Origin of the sequence: Treponema vincentii (assembly GCF_010365865.1) — a bacterium.
Taxonomy (GTDB): Bacteria; Spirochaetota; Spirochaetia; order Treponematales; family Treponemataceae; genus Treponema.
In genome coordinates this window covers 2,084,703-2,101,044 of the sequence record NZ_CP048020.1, presented here as the reverse complement: position 1 = coordinate 2,101,044, position 16,342 = coordinate 2,084,703, and the positions used below count along the sequence as shown (strand labels likewise).

Below are 16,342 nucleotides of genomic sequence, written 5' to 3'. Positions count from 1 at the left end.
CAACTGTACAGGGCATCTTTAAAAGCTATCCGCGCTTTTAGAGATGCCCTAGCGTATCTCCAGCTGCGAATAGAGCGTTTTACCCGCGGGATTCTTAGGGATAGCCTCGATAAAAAAGACATGGAACACCTTTGCCGGAAGCCGTGTCGTTTGTGCGAGATACTCCGATACTGCGCGATGCTGTTCTTCCGTTTTAAGCGTTGTATAAACGCAGAGAAGGTCGTCTTGTCCGATACAAGCGAATTCGGCATCGGCAAAGGCGGCAGACAGCAGCCGTTCGGTATCATCCAAATTAACCCGATTGCCGAACACTTTGATAAACCGCTTTTTCCTCCCGACGATAAAAAAATAACCGTCCGAATCCCGTTTTGCCATATCCCCGGTATGGAGCGTTCCCTGCCACTCGTCGCCTTTCGCTAAATCGGTAGCGCATTCCGCATATCCCATCGAAACATTTTGTCCGTGGTACACCAATTCACCGACAGTATCGGACGCGGTAATTTCCGCACCGGCTTCGTCAATTAGTTTTAATTCTCCGCCGGGGATTGCAATGCCCATACTGCCGCATTTTTCCATTGTCTTATCTGGCGGCAGATATGCCATGCGCGGTGCGGCTTCGGTTTGCCCATACATCACAAAAAAGCGCCGTCCGGTGTTCAGGCTCCATTCGCCGAATTTTTGATGTAGCTCATACGGCAATTTTCCCCCCGCTTGCGTCAGCGTTTTGAGTGCGGGCAGCTCCATTTCGGTCAACCGTAGGCGGGAGAACATTTGATAGGTATAGGGGATGCCCACAAGCGAACTGACGTTCTCTTGCTTAACCCGTTCCCAGAACGCAGCGGTTAAGATATCGTGCCCTGTCAATATGACGGTTGCGCCCATAAGGGCATGGCTATTGATAATGGACATTCCGTATGAATAGCTCATCGGCAGCATAGTTACCGGACGCTCCTTGTCGGTAATGTGCAGGTATTCTGCGATTGACCGTGCGTTTTCGTAGATATTGCGGTACGTTAAGCGTACGAGTTTGGGGCTGCCGGTACTTCCTGATGTGGTGAGGAGCAGCGCTAAATCTTGAAAAAGCTCCGGCCCTTTTTTATCCGAACGGAGTAGTACACTGTCCGCTATTGTTGTAACGGGTTTATTCATCGGGAGTATCTTTTTTGTTTCTTCCGGTAAGTCTTGCGGAATATAATAAAAGGCGGGCGTATAGGTTTGAATTAAGTGTTGTAAAAGATCGGGTGCGATGTGTGCATCCAACAAAAGCGGTACGACGCCTGCCTTTAAGCAACCGAGGTATCCGAGCAGCGTCCCGGGCGAATTTCTACAGAGAAGGAACACCAGCTGATGGGCTGCTTCTTTCGGGAGTGCTGCTGCAGCTGTATTGATTTCGCTGTAATGTAATGTTTTACCGCTATCGGTTATCGCCAATACCCGCTGCGGATCTTCTTCAGCATATCTCAACAATTCCATATTTCACCTCATTACCCATAGGATGACTGTATTGGATTACCTTGCCGGTAAACTGTTACATCGTTTTGCTGAGTGTTTCGGAAATACTGAACGCGCAGTCTCCGACCTTTTCAATTGTCCGTACCATATCGATATACAAAAGCTCCGCCTTAACATTGCCGCCTTCTTCCAAACGGTTTCGTGCGAGCTTTTTCAGATTGCTGCGCATGGCATCGATTGTTTGTTCCATTTCATCGGCAAGCGCGAGTTGATCCTGTGCCAGTGGCTTATTCAAGTGATCGTGTACAAAGTGAATAAACTGATTGACGACGCCGAGATAGGGCAACAGTTTATCCATATCCTCTTTCGGAATATTGAGCTTTTTCTTCTTGCTCTTTTCGATGTGTAGCCCCAATTCATAGATATGATCGGTCATATTTTCGAGGTTATCGACGATGGTCAGCATCAGCCGTACATTATGTTCCGCTTTAACGCTGAGCGACAAACGGGAGGTTGCAATTAAGAAACGGGATAATTCTTCTTGCATTTGGTCTGCATAGTCTTCTTGCTGTACAAGCTGTTCAATGACGGCTTCAACAGATCCTTTGTAATCATCTTCCAATAAGGGGCGAATCGTATCGAACATCTTTCGTACGACCGTTGACATCATGCTGATTTCCCGTTCCGCCTGTAGGATGTACGCTTCGATGTTCTCTTTAATTGCCGTTTCGTTTGGCATAACCAGCTGATACCGTTCCGGCGATTCATTCCCTTTATCTTTAACAAGCCATTCTACGAAACGCGCAATATACGAAACAAACGGGAGTGCAATCAAGGTATTTATGATATTGAACAATGAGTGGAAAAGTGCCAGCCGGATGGTTATGTTTGCAAGTCTGCTGCCTTCCGGCGTTAGGCGATGCAACAACGCAAGCGACGGTTTAAAAAAGATTAAGAACAAAAGCGCGCCGCATACGTTAAACAGTACGTGTACCATGGCCGTCCTACGTGCGTTGAGTTTACTGCCGATGGCCGCAATAACTGCGTCGATTGTCGAACCGACGTTACTGCCGAGTACGCTTGCCGCAGCAAATTCAATGCCGATAACCTTGCCGTACGCCATAGTTAGAATAATAGCGGTGGTTGCCGATGAAGAGTGCAGAATGACCGTTAAAAGGAAGCCTGCAATAAAACCGATGGCAATGCTGTAGATACCGCCGTCCGCAGCTAATGATAAAAATGGAAGGTTATCGGCGGAGATATCCGGCATCAGGGAAGAGAGAATACCGAGTCCCGTAAAAAGGAGCCCAAACCCCATAATGCCCTCGCCAAGGCTTTCCTGACGGATTCTTTTGAAGAAGGTAAGGAAGAAGCCGATACCGAATGCCGGTATTGCGATTTCGGCGAGTTTAAGTTGAAAGCCGACCAACGCGACAATCCATGCGGTAACTGTCGTACCGATATTGGCGCCGAAAATTACGCCGATTGCCTGCGTGAGCGAGAGCAGACCCGCATTGACGAAAGAAACGGTCATAACGGTGGTTGCGCCTGATGATTGAACAATAGCGGTAACTGCAAAACCGGTAATTACGGCAAGGATCCGATTGCCGGTCATCATATTGAGGATTCGGTGAAGGCTTCCGCCGGCACTTTTTTGAATTCCTTCGCTCATCAATTTCATGCCGTACAGAATGAAGCCAAGACTCCCCAGAGCCTGCAGGAAGATTACAACTATTTTCATGCCGACAGCATAGCAAAAGGTCATGTATTTTGCAATGATATCCACGGTTTTTATCAAACCGGTTTGATGATGTTGCCCGCAGCTCTGATTGAGCCTATGATCGAACCGTTGACATAAACTATCGTACATTATACAATAATTGTATTATTTATATGATAGGTATTTAATCTATTTTTATCTACTTTAATTAAGGAAGGAAATCATGGCAGAAGAAAAGTACGTCTATTTCTTCGGAAACGGCAAGGCGGAAGGCAACGGCGAAATGAAGCAGCTGCTGGGTGGTAAAGGCGCCGGCTTGGCCGAAATGACTCGCGCAAAGTTGCCCGTTCCCGCAGGTTTTACGATTACTACTGAAGTTTGTCAGTTGTATTATTCGAACAATAAAAAATATCCTGCCGGTCTGGAGCAGTCTGTAAAAGAAAACTTGGCAAAGCTGGAAAAAAGTGCCGGTAAGAAGCTCGGTGATCCCAATGATCCGCTTTTGGTTTCCGTTCGTTCAGGCGCTCCGGTTTCGATGCCCGGTATGATGGAAACGATTTTGAACCTCGGTTTAACCGATAAGTCGGTCGAAGGCTTAGCGAAAAAGACGTCTAACCGCCGTTTCGCCTTGGATGCATACCGCCGCTTTATTATGATGTACGGCTCAACGGCAATGGGCATCGATCGCATAAAGTTCGATGACCTTTTTGATGAGATAAAAGAAAAGCATACCCGCGGACGCTTGAACATTGCAGCGGGTAAGAAAGTCGGCGATACCGATGTAAATGAAGATGAGCTTGCAGAAGTTATCATAAAGTTTAAGGCACTGTATAAAAAAGAAATTAAAAAAGACTTCCCGCAGGATCCGATCGAACAGCTTTGGGGTGCTATCGGAGCGGTATTCAATTCTTGGATGGCTGAAAAAGCCGTTACCTATCGCCGCGTAGAAAATCTCGTCGGGATTAAGGGTACTGCAGTCAACGTTATGCAGATGGTATTCGGTAACAAGGGGGATACCTCCGGTACCGGAGTCTGCTTTACGCGCGATCCCAATAGCGGTGAAAACATATTCTACGGCGATTACCTCTTTAATGCGCAGGGTGAAGACGTCGTTGCGGGTATCCGTACACCGATTAAACTCTCCGAGTTTGAAAAAGAAGATAAAAAAGCCTACGATCAGCTCTGTAAAGTCCGCGCTCTTTTGGAAAACCACTACAAAGATATGCAGGATATGGAGTTCACCGTAGAAGAAGGTAAACTCTATATGCTCCAGTGCCGTACCGGTAAGCGTTCTCCTGCCGCTGCGTTCAGAATGGCCGTTGATATGGTAAATGAAGGGCTTATCACAAAAGAAGAAGCGATTATGCGTATTAAGGCGAGCGATATTGAAGGTATCTTCTATCCTGCCATTGACTATAAGCAGCCTAATTTGAAATCCGCCTTGCTTGTCAGCGGAATTGCCGCAGTCCCGGGTGCAGCCGCCGGAAAAATCTGTTTTTCCGCTGCTAAGGCAGAGGCGCTGGCTGCAAAGAAAGAAAAAGCAATTCTCGTACGTAAGGAAACCAGCCCCGAAGATGTCGGCGGTATGCATGCCGCACAGGGTATTTTAACTGCGACCGGCGGAAAAACGAGCCACGCAGCTGTTGTTGCGCGAGGTTGGGGAAAATGCTGTATCGTCGGATGCGAAAAACTTGTCATCGATTACGAAAAAGGCGAATGCAGCTATAACGGTAAGGTTCTTAAAGAAGGCGATTTTATCACCCTTGACGGAACTAAAGGCGACGTATATGTCGGCGAGCTGAAATTGGTACAGGCAAAACAGCCGGAATCATATAAGACCTTGATGAAGTGGGTTGATGAGACACGTGCTATCAAAGTACGCACCAACGCGGATCGTCCCGAAGATGCAAAGGTCGCCCTTGAACACGGCGCCGAAGGTATCGGTTTGTGCCGTACCGAGCACATGTTCTTCAACGACGAAAAACGTATTCTTGCGATTCGTGAGATGATTGTTGCAGACAGCACCGAAGGACGCAAAAAAGCCTTGGCTAAGCTGCTCCCGATTCAAACAAAGGACTTTGAAGGCATCTTTAAAGTGATGGACGGAAAGGGCGTTACCATCCGCTTAATCGACCCGCCGCTGCACGAGTTCGTGCCGCATGATAAAGAAGGACAGCAGAAATTGGCCGAAGCGCTCAATATCAGTTTCGCAAGCGTAAAGGAACGGGTTGAACAGCTCCATGAAGCGAACCCGATGCTCGGACACCGTGGCTGCCGCTTGGCAATTACCTATCCCGAAATCCTCGAAATGCAGGTAACCGCTATTATTACTGCGGCATGCAATGTGCATAAAAAAGGCATCACGGTACTGCCGGAAATCATGATCCCGCTTACCATCGATCCGAAAGAATTTGCGATCCTTGAAGCGAGAGTCCGCAATGTTGCCGATGCAATCCTTAAAAAACACGATGCTAAGATTAAATATGCGGTTGGTACGATGATCGAAACTCCGCGCGCAGCATTGTTGGCCGATAAAATCGCAGAACGGGCAGAGTTCTTCTCGTTTGGAACCAACGACTTGACGCAGATGACGCTTGGCATCAGCCGCGACGATGCTGCAAAATTCTTGCCTGCCTATGTCGATGAACAAAAAGCGGGAGTATTTCCTGCCGATCCGTTCCAGTCTTTGGATCAGGTTGGCGTCGGCTTACTGGTGAAAGACGGTATTGCAAAAGGCCGCTCTACCCGACCCGAATTAAAGGTCGGTATCTGCGGTGAACACGGCGGTGATTTGGAATCCGTTAAGTTCTGCTGCCGTGCCGGTATGTCGTATGTTTCCGCCTCGCCCTTCCGTGTTCCGATTGCCCGTCTTGCTGCTGCACAGGCTGCAATAGAGGATAAAAAGGCCGGAGCTAAGAAAGCGGCTAAAACCGCAAAAACAGCTAAAACGGCAAAATCTGCTAAAACCGCAACAAAAAAGAAGTAAATAATCGTTAGTTGATATAACTTGCGACCGGAAGGCTGTCCGAAAATATGAGTTTTTGGGCAGCCTTTTTACTTTATAGTTTGATATCGGATATTATAATATATCGATAGGGCATCTCTAAAACTCGGTTAGTTTTTTAGAGATGCCCAGTATTGTAGAAATAGAGTCGGATGTAGTTATACGAGCAAGGTAATTATTATGGGAAGATATAGAACAATATATACCGAAAATCAAAATTCTGACGGATATGAGGCTGAAAAAAACAAAACGGAAAAAATACGGCTGCGCAGAAAACTGATGGCGATAGTCAGCTGTATGCTGATTATGGGTATTGTCGTACAAGGCCGTTTTGCAGTCAAAGCCGTAAAAAGAATGGTTTGTGAACAAGCCGAAACAGTTCTGGTTGATAAAGCGGAAGCGGTCGCTGATATGTTAGATAAAGAAACTACCGCTTTTTTTCAATATGTCGAAGTGCTGGCACATTCGCCGGTGCTTAATGATCGATCTATTCCCAATAGTAAGAAAGCAAAGATCGTGTATGAACAAGCTGCTTTTAACGATGCAATCCGTGGAATAGTATTCTGTGATATGGATGGGCATGGCTTTATAAATAGCGGTGAACGAGTATCTGCTTTAAATGAAGAATGGTTTAGCGCAGCAGCAAGCGGGAAATATTTCGTTTCAGAACCAACTGTGTTTTCGTCTATAGATACCGTATCGTTTATCTTTGCGGTTCCTATCTACATGGGTGATAAAATTACCGGTGTACTAAGCATGATTGTTTCATCGGATTTTTTCTCGAAAAAAATCGAACCCATAACAGTAGGATATACCGGCTATTGCTCCGTACTCGGTTCAACGGGAATAATAATCGCTGATGTGAATCAACATTTTGTAGAAAATAAGTACAATATCATATCGGAAGCAGCAGCAGATGAAAGTCTTGCATCTTTTAAGGTTTTTATAGAGACTGCGTTAACCGGTCAAACAGGGGTTGGTCGCTACACGTTTATGCAACTTCCTTATATGGCTGCATATTCTACCATGCAGACTACCGGATGGACGGTCATCCTTAAAGCTCCTGAGTTGGAATTAACTGGAGCTGCAAAAAAGTTTACTAGTATGGTCGTTGTGACAAGTGCCCTTTTCCTCGTAGCTGCAATAACTATTGTTGGTGTAGCAATACGGAAAATTGTATAATTCGCTATTTTACCGTTTTTAATACATATTTTTTTAATGCCTTTGTCGGTATATCCATGTTTAGATATTTCAAAGAATGTATATTTTTAAAAATTGCAAACAGCGTTACGGGAATGCCGAACGGAAGGTTCCAGATTCCGCAGCATAAAGACATGATATTTGCTTTTTTTACTTTTTCCTTTAAACACTCTTTGCAGCCGATTTCAATGTTCGTATGGCGGAACGTCAAAATCAATATACTGATAGCGGTATTTATGGTTAATGCATTTATACCTTTTCTTTTATTGCATAGCGGACAAAAACAATCTAATAACTGTTCTGCATGAGTATTAATAATTTCTGTTATTTCTTTTTTAGACATACTTTTTAAATCGACTGCATTTTTTATCTCTTCTAATTGTTCGGAAAGATATTTTCCGGTAAACTCTTTTATATTATATTTTTTATACAATGTATCATATTCACGTATCAGGCCGCTGAGAAAATAAATCGCTTCTTCAGTATAGAGAAATTCAAATATACCGGCTCTTGAATTGATATAAACTGTTTTTCTCATCGTAACAAAAAAGAGAATAGACAGAATTACGGCAGGGATAAAATCAACATACCCCGACGCAAGCGTCGGGGTATTAAACCCTCCGCACGAATAAAACAAGAAATTATCGATTGTGTTTGAATTAACATAGATGGTTATTATGATAAATCCTGCCAAGAGAAAAAGCATAGCAGCAATAATTCCAATGTTCCAATCTTTATATACCGATTCATATATTTCATCACCAAAATCATAGAGGTTACATTCCTTTGAAATTTTTGAAAGCAATCTTTTTTGTGTGTATATTAATTTTCCGTTGCGTATTTCCGCTTCAAGTTTATATAAAAAAGCTTTTTGGATTAATTTCATACGTTCATTTTCAATAGTGTAAGTCATTAATTATCGACGGAATCATAATCTGAGATAGATGATGCGAATTACGCAAACCGTATAACCTGTTCATCCGCATCAACTGTTGCCTCAACGCCGAGCGGAATAATACACCGCGGTGTTGCGTGTCCGATATTAACGTTGTACACAATCGGTAAATCCGGTTTGTTGATTTCGCTGATTAAAAGGCGTTTGTAGTCTTCGTAATATACTTCGTCCATCGGTTTTCCGACAAGGATACCGTTTATAACTTCAAAAATGCCGGTAGTGTTTAAGGCTTGTAACATCTTTTGATAGAGCTCAGGTTTTGTACGTTCTTCGCTCGATTCCAAAAGCAGTATTTTACCGTTCCAATCGTCAATGCTCGGAAAGAGATTATACCGGCGGCACAAAGCAGGGCTGTCACTATGGCGGGTGTTGTCAAACATATCATACATTGTTTCAATACAGCCTCCGAGTATTTTACCGGAGAATACGGACTTCCCTTGTAATAATTCAAATCCATTGTTCCGGTGCCGCATTCTTTTTACACCGATCTGTGATTCATCAAATGCGGTACGCTCGCCATACCACATATCGCTCGGGCGGATTTCTTTTATTGTGCCGGTTGTAATCAATTCTTCAAAATATTTTTTTGAATACGGCAGCATGTCATTTTCAAGTTCGCAGATATCCGCCACAAACGACTGACCGTAAAAAGTGTTCACGCCGACGTTATGCAGCATAAAATGATTCATCGTTGTATCGGAGAATCCGAGGAAAATCTTTTTGCTATGCTGTACCGCCTTCCGTAATTCATCATGCTCAAATAAATACGGCAGCAGCTTGTATGTGTCCTCTCCGCCGATTGCGCACAGAATCATATCAATAGACGGATCGGAGAAAGCATCCAATAAATCCTGCGCACGGGCTTCGGGATGACTTTGAAGAAAATCAATTCCTTTACAGGCATTCGCAGTGGTAACGACTTCCATCCCGTATGAGCGTAAACGCCTAAAGCCCAGTTCTTCCCCGTGCTTAATAAACGGCTCGCCGAGTAAGCCCCGCGAAAGACTGATGATTGCTAGTTTTTTTACTGTCATAGTTTTGTTCCTCAGTAGTTGCTTACCATATTTTCAGAAGACTTCTATTTCTCCAGTATATTCATTTGCTTTTTGTATTAAGGAACCTTTTGCACCCATAGTAAAAGCAATATTACTGCTTCGAATTGCCAACAGTTTATCTCCCGTCTTTATATCCAACATCTGCATTAAAGATTCTGAAAGACGAACTCCGTTATCTTTCAAGGTAAGCCAGCCGTATTTTCTTCCCTTATATGAAATCAACTCACCCTCTTTTAGTGTCCTATCCGCCAAACGAGAGTTTTCTTTTAGGATGTGATTGAGTTTTGAGCGGGAAAGCAGGGGCTCGCTCATCACACAAAATCCGCCCGTCTGCTTACTGCCGGAAACGATGTAAATATATTGCTCTTGGTGTAATTTATATTCTCCCACTGCCGGTACCGGAAAGATGAGAGCTCCATCTTCCCGTATCTCAGACCAGCCGAAGATATATTTCCCGCCTTTACTCATCTGTGGCATGTTTACTTTCCTCCAATGCTTTTTTCGTTATGCGAATTGCGCCGCTGCTGTGAATACGAACAACAGGATGCGGATCATGTTGTGCAAACCATTCCAGTTTTTCCAAGTACGGTTCTACAGAATGCGGTAGCCGTTTTCCCATTACCCGAAACATTTCAGGCGCCTCAATTCGTACGCGCTCTCCCTTATCCGATATCAACTCATAGAACAAATCCAATGTGTCGCAAAAAAGTTCCGGTGCATTAGTTGCGATATTTTCACAAGCCCACACAAACGCAAGCCGTACCGCTCCTGCTGTGTCGGAGCGCATATTCATCATTGTGTCAAAATAAGGAAGAATCAAATCCTTGTTTGCCCTGCCTATTCGTCCCAATGCGTTTACCGAGCGCTCCCGCAGTTTCGGATTACCGTCTTTTAAATAGCCCGCAATTTGTTCAATATACGGCTGCACCGATAACGGATACTGTAATCCCATTTCACCGAGAAGCCACAATGCTTTTGCTTGTACATCCGCTGAATACTGTTTGCCGAGTTTTGCTGCGACATCATCAATCGCTGTCACCCAATTTACTTTATTTTTTGTTATTGTTCGTAATTCGTCCAGTATCGCTTTGTCCATTAGTTTATTTACCACTGTGTATTACACTCCGTAAAAAATCGTTCCCTCTTGCTGAAGTATTTATTCTGGAATTTCTTATTTCGGATACGATTTCTTCTGCGCTTCGATCATCTCCCCAAGAGTCATTTAATGCGAGAAAGGCATCAACTGCCTTCGCCGGGGTTTCCTGTGGAGCCGCTGCTTTTTCCTGCAAAATCGTTATAACATGCTGACTTATCGAATGATTTGCTAATTTAGCATTCACACAAAGCCAGTTATACAATTGTGCATCTATATCCCGTAGTTGAAGATTTGGCATAGTAGGCCTCCATTCATTCCTCATTATACCCATTCACATAAAATTTTCTATTGCGCTTTCTCTGCCTTATCCTTCCGCCGCCGTTTCCGTAGACGCAGTATGATGATAATTGCGGCTATTCCCAAGGCGATAAATACCCAGCCATACAACAGTGCGATACAGACTGCGGCAAAGGCCTGTACTCCGCCTTTTATTGCATCCCATACCGGCATAAAAAGTGAACCGGTTTCCGATGCGGCTTCTATCTGTTGGTACATACTGATATGCAGCATGCTGAAATTAACGGAATTTTTCAGATACCGCAGTCTGCCTTCTATCGATTCTATATCAGACCGTATATCCTGCAGTTCATTTTGAATATCGAGGATATCTTTGATTGTTTTTGCTTGGTTGAGCAGCCGCAGGTATCCTTGTTCCGTTTCTTTTTTGACGGCAAGACGTGCGGCACTATCGATAAACTCTTCCGTTACATCCTGTACGGTAACGGATTTTTCATCGATTTTTTTAACGCCGCTGGAAAGCTCCGTTACGAATACATCAAAATGAGCCTTAGGAATTCTGACGGTCATATTCTGATATATCCGTGAAGAGCTTGCTCGCTCATCTTCTTGACTGATATACGCGCCGTATTTTTGAACGAGTGATTCGATGTGCTGACGGGTTTCCGCTATATCGTGCGTTTCAAAATTGATCGAGCCTTCTTTTATGAGCTGCCGTTCGAGCATTGCAGCGGTATTTGCAGTCTCTGTGCCGTCTAAGGGACGCTGCATATCGGCGGTATCTACATCAGTAGTGGTTGCATCTTTTGCGTATGCCGCATTTTTTACCGCTCCTGCGGGATGTTCAGCTTCGGCATATACCTGTCTAGTTGAAACCGAATCGCTTTTTTTAGCACATGAGCTGAAGACAACCGTTCCTGAAAAGATAATAAAAAAAGATAGAAAAATACAATGACGATTCATATAATGGTGCTCCTTTTTGGTTTATATCGGTTTCGTGTCGGTTGGTAATGTCTGCCGTAAAAAATCCATACGCCGAGTATAGCATGGATATGTTCTTTCGACAATTTTTTTTGTAAGTAGCTAATCTGCTCCTATACGGAAGCCCTGTATTTTATGCTGTGGGTATTGACATTTAAGGTAATATAGAAGATATTTTACAATGTGAACGCGCCTCATATATTAGAGCGGGTTAGCAATTTGTTCTATATGTCAGAGGTTCGTTTACGTACATTTCTGTGATAATCCGCACAAATATGCGGAAAGGAGTTTTTTATGAAACGGAAGAACGTGTCTATTATCGGTGCATTCGTTGCGCTGATCGGTATGGTTTTTTTTATATCGAGTTGTAAAGGTCAGGCTGATGAAACCGAACCTGTTTATAAGCGAACCGATATAACTTTTGAACTTGAAAATAAAAGCGTGGTGCAATGCAGCGTTGTCGTAAGTATAGATGCCGCCATCGGCAGTTATAACGGTTCCAGTACTAAGAGCTTTACTAAAGAAGACACCGCTACATCCGGCGCTATTTCTTTTAACGCCGGAGAAAAAAAGACGGTAACGCTTAAAGATATCCTTTTAAGCGCGACAACAAATAAGGCCGGCTGTGACTATATTCATTTGATTAAAATAGTAGCTTCCGATGGCGGTGCACATTTCCCAAGCGATTATACCAGCGGTTGGCTGCAGAAAGGTGATTTAAAAACATTCGATAATGCGCACTTCGACATAAAAATAACGTCAGCTAAGTTTGATATTATAAAACATTAGAGTTAGAGTGAGCGCGCAGGGATGTCTTAAAAGTCGGTTGCTTTTTCGTCATCCCCGCGGCTTTAAAATTAAGTTTTTGTATAACAATGACTGAATTCTAAACATAGGCACATTCACATTACCATTCGCTTATGTATTTTTTCTCCCCATCTTTCATTTTTCCCGTTGCGGCAAGGATAAAATCGATCCAATTCAAAGCGGCGGCAGTAAAAATTTAATCGACTTTTTTATACAGCTCCTTGTTGTTTACGCCAGCGTCTGTAGGAGTTTTGCTACGTTTTCGGGCGTGGTTGCCCAGTCGGTTGCGATGCGGACAACGGTGTGCGAATCGTCTTTCTTTTCCCAAAAACCGAATGTGATTTTTTTTGAAAGTTCTGCATAGCGTGTATTGTCAAGGACGATAAAAATCTGATTTGTCGGGGCGGTAAAATATTGTTCGTACCCGTGTGAAGCAAGAAAAGCGCGGATGGTATCGGCCGCACGAATTGCATTTTCCCCAATACGGAGATATAGGTCATCAGTAAAAAGCGTTTCAAACTGAATACCGAGTAAGCGGCCTTTTGCGAGTAACGCGCCGTGTTGTTTCATAATGGTAAAAAAATGCGGGCTACGTTTCGGATCGGGAATAACAACCGCTTCGCCGAAGAGGGCTCCGCATTTGGTGCCGCCGATATAAAAAGCATCGCAGAGCGTTGCAAGGTCGGCAAGCGTTATATCGTTTTCTTTGCAAGCAAGCGCATACGCAAGCCGCGCTCCGTCAACATACAGCGGAATATGATACTCGCGGCACACTGCACTGATCGCGCTCATCTCCTGCTTGGTGTAGAGCGTTCCGTATTCCGTCGGCTGCGAGATGTACACCATTCCCGGATGCACCATGTGCTCGTAGTTTCCGTCCGCATAAAAATCCTGTAGATACCGCTTAACCGAAGCGGCGGTGATTTTACCTTTGTCGCAGGCAAGGGGGAGTACCTTATGCCCGCCGAACTCTATCGCGCCCGCTTCGTGTACAGCGACATGACCGGTTTCAGCTGCGATAACACCCTCATACCGGTTAAGGAGTGCATCGATAACTGTTGCGTTTGTCTGGGTACCGCCGACAAGAAAATGCACCGCCGCATCCGGACAGTTGCAGGCTTTTCTAATGAGGCTGCGTGCCCGCTCGCAGTATTCATCGGTTCCGTAGCCTGCCGTCTGTTCCATATTTGTCTGTACGAGGCGCTGAATAATCGCAGGGTGTGCTCCTTCCATATAATCCGAAGCGAAAGAAAGTTTATACTGAGTTTCCATACTGTCAGATTATCGGATAACAGACTTTTGCGCAAGATTTTTTGACTAGCATTTATGCAGACAGTTTTATGGTATCTTGACAGCCTAAAAATTCGGCGGTATGCTTTTATTTATATTTATATAATGGAAGATATAAAAGGGAGGGTGTATGAAGTATTCATTACCGAAATCAGAAAAATTACCGTTACTACGGCACAGTATTGCGCACATAATGGCAGAAGCTGTTATGAATTTATTCCCCGGCACAAAGGTCGCTATTGGGCCTGCCGTTGAACATGGATTTTATTATGATTTTGACCTTCCGACATCGATCACGCAGGATGATCTTGCTCGTATCGAAAAAGAAATGCGCCGTCTTTTATCAACTCCGCAGAACTTTGTAAAAGAAATCGTCAGTAGGCAACAAGCGCTTGAGCTTTTTAAGGATCAACCGTATAAGTGCGAACTTATCAATGATTTACCGCAAGATGCGGAAATCTCGATTTACCGGTCGGGTAATTTTGTTGATTTATGCAGAGGGCCGCATGTTGCCAATTCAAAAGAAATTAACGCTCAAAGTTTTAAGCTGCAAAAAATTGCGGGAGCCTATTGGCGCGGCGATGAAAAACGTCCGATGCTGACCCGTATCTATGGTACGGCATGGGAAACGCCCAATGACCTTAAAACCTATCTGACGATGCAGGCGGAAGCGGAGAAAAACGATCACCGCAAAATAGGACGGGAACTCGATTTATTCCATATCGAAGAAGACAATCCCGGCGAAGTATTCTGGCACCCGAACGGCTGGACGCTCTATTTAACCGTGCAGCAGCATGTACGCCAGAAGATTAAAGAAGACGGCTATGTTGAGGTAAATACCCCCTTTGTTATGCCGCAGAGTCTCTGGCTTCGGTCGGGGCACTGGGAAAAATACAAGGAAAATATGTTTATCACCGAAAGCGAGAAACGGGTGTTTGCGCTTAAACCGATGAACTGTCCCGGGCACGTTGAAATCTTTAAACAGGGAATAAAGAGTTACCGCGATTTGCCGTTGCGTATTGCGGAGTTCGGCTCCTGTACGCGGAATGAACCGTCCGGTTCGCTGCATGGGATTATGCGGGTGCGCGGCTTTGTGCAGGATGACGCGCATATTTTCTGTACGGAAGAACAAATTTCCTCCGAAGTGTGCAAGTTCTGTAACCTGCTTAAATCGCTCTATCGGGATTTCGGTTTTGACGATAAAGCCATACTCGTCAAGTTTTCTACGCGGCCTGAAAAACGTGTCGGCGATGATGCAACGTGGGATAGGGCAGAGAATGCGCTTGCGGAAGCCTGTAAAGCCGCCGGTCTTGAGTACGAGATCGCCCCCGGAGAAGGAGCATTTTACGGGCCGAAGCTGGAGTTTACGCTTGTCGATGCGCTTGGCCGAGAATGGCAATGCGGTACCATACAGGCGGACTATCAACTGCCCTCTAAAGACCGGCTGAATGCCGAGTATATCGGAGAGGATAACCAAAAAGCATCAGCCCGTCATGCTGCACCGCGCGGCACTCGGTTCGCTGGAGCGGTTTATCGGTATTTTGATTGAACAATTTGGCGGCGCGCTGCCCCCGTGGCTTTCTCCGGTGCAGGCAATGGTTATTCCCGTCGCTCCCGTATTTAACGAATATGCCGAAAGTATCGCCGCGTCTCTTTCAAAAGCCGGCTTCCGCGTAAAGGCTGATATTGATACCGACCGTATGAATGCAAAGATACGGAAGTATCAGGAACAAAAAATTCCGTATCAGCTTGTTGTCGGCGAAAAGGAAAAGCAGAACAACAGTGTTACCGTCCGGCTTTTGAAAGGAGCGCAAAAAACGATGTCCGTCGATGAATTTACCGCTTTCTTAAAACTCAAGACCGACACCGTTGCAACAAGCGCAGAATTTTAACGGAAAGATATAGTGATGAAGCATCTCTAAATGCTATACCTGAGTTTTTTTTCAGATGCCCTAGAGATGTTCGACCGAAAATAAACCTGTTCGGAAACTTCCGTTTCTGAACAGGTCTAGTATGTATAAATGACAACGGCCGGTAGTTCAGCAAGAATTACCGGCCGTTTTGTTATAGGCTCGTGATTGTATGGCGTGTCAAAATCGGCGCCATTGCATCATACACTACTCAGCGCGGCACGGCATATCGCGGGTTGCGACAATGTCGATGCCCGTATGCAGCACGTCGGGAATAATGACTGCTCCTGTCTTTACCGGTGCCGTTACCCTGATTTTGTTGATCTCCGCCATCACCTGAAAAATCATGCCTTTCGGAATAGGCGCAGCGGTTTTAACGGGAAGCGCCGATAAAAAGCCGTTTTCAATGCGCACCGTCGAGCTGATATTTCTTCGAGGATCTTTCATTTCCTGCAAGCCGTACTCAAGCCCTCGCTTACAGCTATATCCTTCTATTGTGTAGGCGCCGTCTTTTTCAATTGCTCGGAGTCTACAGCCCATAGGGCAGGAAACACAGGTAAATTCTTTCATGATAC

13 protein-coding genes and 1 pseudogene are annotated in these 16,342 nt (G+C 44.8%); 4 read left to right on the top strand and 10 right to left on the bottom strand.

All coding sequences use genetic code 11. From position 1 onward, the window contains the following. Nucleotides 1-48: 48 nt before the first annotated feature. A complete protein-coding gene (locus tag GWP43_RS09815; RefSeq protein WP_162664000.1) occupies nucleotides 49-1,473 on the bottom strand; it encodes an AMP-binding protein in 1,425 nt (474 codons plus the stop codon). 55 nt (nucleotides 1,474-1,528) lie between these two features. Beyond that, nucleotides 1,529-3,193 (bottom strand): Na/Pi cotransporter family protein, encoded by a 1,665-nt coding sequence (locus GWP43_RS09810; protein ID WP_162663999.1) that lies wholly within the window; start codon nucleotides 3,191-3,193, stop codon nucleotides 1,529-1,531. A 202-nt stretch (nucleotides 3,194-3,395) separates the two neighbouring features. Here GWP43_RS09810 and ppdK point away from each other — a divergent pair, with 202 nt between their 5' ends. Further along, on the top strand, nucleotides 3,396-6,158 hold the full coding sequence (gene ppdK / locus GWP43_RS09805; protein ID WP_162663998.1) for a pyruvate, phosphate dikinase: 2,763 nt from the start codon (nucleotides 3,396-3,398) through the stop codon (nucleotides 6,156-6,158). Nucleotides 6,159-6,356: 198 nt separating this feature from the next. Further along, nucleotides 6,357-7,358, top strand: coding sequence for a cache domain-containing protein (locus tag GWP43_RS09800; RefSeq protein ID WP_162663997.1), 1,002 nt, complete (start codon nucleotides 6,357-6,359; stop codon nucleotides 7,356-7,358). A 4-nt stretch (nucleotides 7,359-7,362) separates the two neighbouring features. Here the strand turns inward: GWP43_RS09800 and GWP43_RS14980 are convergent, their stop codons facing one another. The 6 genes from GWP43_RS14980 to GWP43_RS09765 all read right to left on the bottom strand — a co-directional run bounded on the left by GWP43_RS14980 (nucleotide 7,363) and on the right by GWP43_RS09765 (nucleotide 11,742). Beyond that, nucleotides 7,363-8,262 (bottom strand): hypothetical protein, encoded by a 900-nt coding sequence (locus GWP43_RS14980; RefSeq protein ID WP_230977662.1) that lies wholly within the window; start codon nucleotides 8,260-8,262, stop codon nucleotides 7,363-7,365. Between the two features lie 68 nt (nucleotides 8,263-8,330). Then, complete coding sequence (locus GWP43_RS09785) at nucleotides 8,331-9,365, bottom strand: S66 family peptidase (protein WP_162663996.1); 1,035 nt, start codon at nucleotides 9,363-9,365, stop codon at nucleotides 8,331-8,333. Between the two features lie 33 nt (nucleotides 9,366-9,398). Further along, on the bottom strand, nucleotides 9,399-9,863 hold the full coding sequence (locus GWP43_RS09780) for a hypothetical protein (RefSeq protein ID WP_162663995.1): 465 nt from the start codon (nucleotides 9,861-9,863) through the stop codon (nucleotides 9,399-9,401). Continuing rightward, entirely contained in the window at nucleotides 9,847-10,497 is a 651-nt protein-coding gene (locus GWP43_RS09775) for a sister chromatid cohesion protein PDS5 (protein ID WP_162663994.1), read from the bottom strand. The genes GWP43_RS09780 and GWP43_RS09775 overlap by 17 nt, the downstream gene beginning before the upstream one ends. Further along, a complete protein-coding gene (locus tag GWP43_RS09770) occupies nucleotides 10,487-10,780 on the bottom strand; it encodes an antitoxin (protein ID WP_162663993.1) in 294 nt (97 codons plus the stop codon). The genes GWP43_RS09775 and GWP43_RS09770 overlap by 11 nt, the downstream gene beginning before the upstream one ends. A 47-nt stretch (nucleotides 10,781-10,827) precedes the next feature. Beyond that, the gene (locus tag GWP43_RS09765; RefSeq protein WP_162663992.1) at nucleotides 10,828-11,742 is read right to left on the bottom strand and encodes a DUF4349 domain-containing protein; all 915 of its coding nucleotides are present in this window, start codon (nucleotides 11,740-11,742) and stop codon (nucleotides 10,828-10,830) included. 312 nt (nucleotides 11,743-12,054) lie between these two features. Between GWP43_RS09765 and GWP43_RS09760 the strand changes: the two genes are divergently transcribed. Beyond that, complete coding sequence (locus GWP43_RS09760) at nucleotides 12,055-12,549, top strand: hypothetical protein (protein ID WP_162663991.1); 495 nt, start codon at nucleotides 12,055-12,057, stop codon at nucleotides 12,547-12,549. A gap of 246 nt (nucleotides 12,550-12,795) precedes the next feature. Here GWP43_RS09760 and GWP43_RS09755 read toward each other — a convergent pair whose 3' ends face one another. Next, nucleotides 12,796-13,839: a threonine aldolase family protein gene (locus GWP43_RS09755; protein ID WP_162663990.1), complete on the bottom strand. Its 1,044-nt coding sequence runs from the start codon at nucleotides 13,837-13,839 to the stop codon at nucleotides 12,796-12,798. Nucleotides 13,840-13,987: 148 nt separating this feature from the next. Between GWP43_RS09755 and thrS the strand changes: the two are divergent. Continuing rightward, nucleotides 13,988-15,749: pseudogene (thrS, locus tag GWP43_RS09750) on the top strand (threonine--tRNA ligase). Between the two features lie 225 nt (nucleotides 15,750-15,974). Here thrS and GWP43_RS09745 read toward each other — a convergent pair. Further along, nucleotides 15,975-16,337: a DUF1667 domain-containing protein gene (locus GWP43_RS09745; RefSeq protein ID WP_162663989.1), complete on the bottom strand. Its 363-nt coding sequence runs from the start codon at nucleotides 16,335-16,337 to the stop codon at nucleotides 15,975-15,977. Between the last annotated feature and the right edge of the window lie 5 nt (nucleotides 16,338-16,342).

What these genes read in the sequence shown, in the direction of transcription:
- GWP43_RS09815 (WP_162664000.1), bottom strand. Translation starts at nt 1,473, where the DNA reads ATGGAATTGTTGAGATATGCTGAAGAAGATCCGCAGCGGGTATTGGCG.
- GWP43_RS09785 (WP_162663996.1), bottom strand. Translation starts at nt 9,365, where the DNA reads ATGACAGTAAAAAAACTAGCAATCATCAGTCTTTCGCGGGGCTTACTC.
- GWP43_RS09810 (WP_162663999.1), bottom strand. Translation starts at nt 3,193, where the DNA reads ATGAAAATAGTTGTAATCTTCCTGCAGGCTCTGGGGAGTCTTGGCTTC.
- GWP43_RS09765 (WP_162663992.1), bottom strand. Translation starts at nt 11,742, where the DNA reads ATGAATCGTCATTGTATTTTTCTATCTTTTTTTATTATCTTTTCAGGA.
- GWP43_RS14980 (WP_230977662.1), bottom strand. Translation starts at nt 8,262, where the DNA reads ATGAAATTAATCCAAAAAGCTTTTTTATATAAACTTGAAGCGGAAATA.
- GWP43_RS09780 (WP_162663995.1), bottom strand. Translation starts at nt 9,863, where the DNA reads ATGCCACAGATGAGTAAAGGCGGGAAATATATCTTCGGCTGGTCTGAG.
- GWP43_RS09800 (WP_162663997.1), top strand. Translation starts at nt 6,357, where the DNA reads ATGGGAAGATATAGAACAATATATACCGAAAATCAAAATTCTGACGGA.
- ppdK (WP_162663998.1), top strand. Translation starts at nt 3,396, where the DNA reads ATGGCAGAAGAAAAGTACGTCTATTTCTTCGGAAACGGCAAGGCGGAA.
- GWP43_RS09755 (WP_162663990.1), bottom strand. Translation starts at nt 13,839, where the DNA reads ATGGAAACTCAGTATAAACTTTCTTTCGCTTCGGATTATATGGAAGGA.
- GWP43_RS09760 (WP_162663991.1), top strand. Translation starts at nt 12,055, where the DNA reads ATGAAACGGAAGAACGTGTCTATTATCGGTGCATTCGTTGCGCTGATC.
- GWP43_RS09745 (WP_162663989.1), bottom strand. Translation starts at nt 16,337, where the DNA reads ATGAAAGAATTTACCTGTGTTTCCTGCCCTATGGGCTGTAGACTCCGA.
- GWP43_RS09770 (WP_162663993.1), bottom strand. Translation starts at nt 10,780, where the DNA reads ATGCCAAATCTTCAACTACGGGATATAGATGCACAATTGTATAACTGG.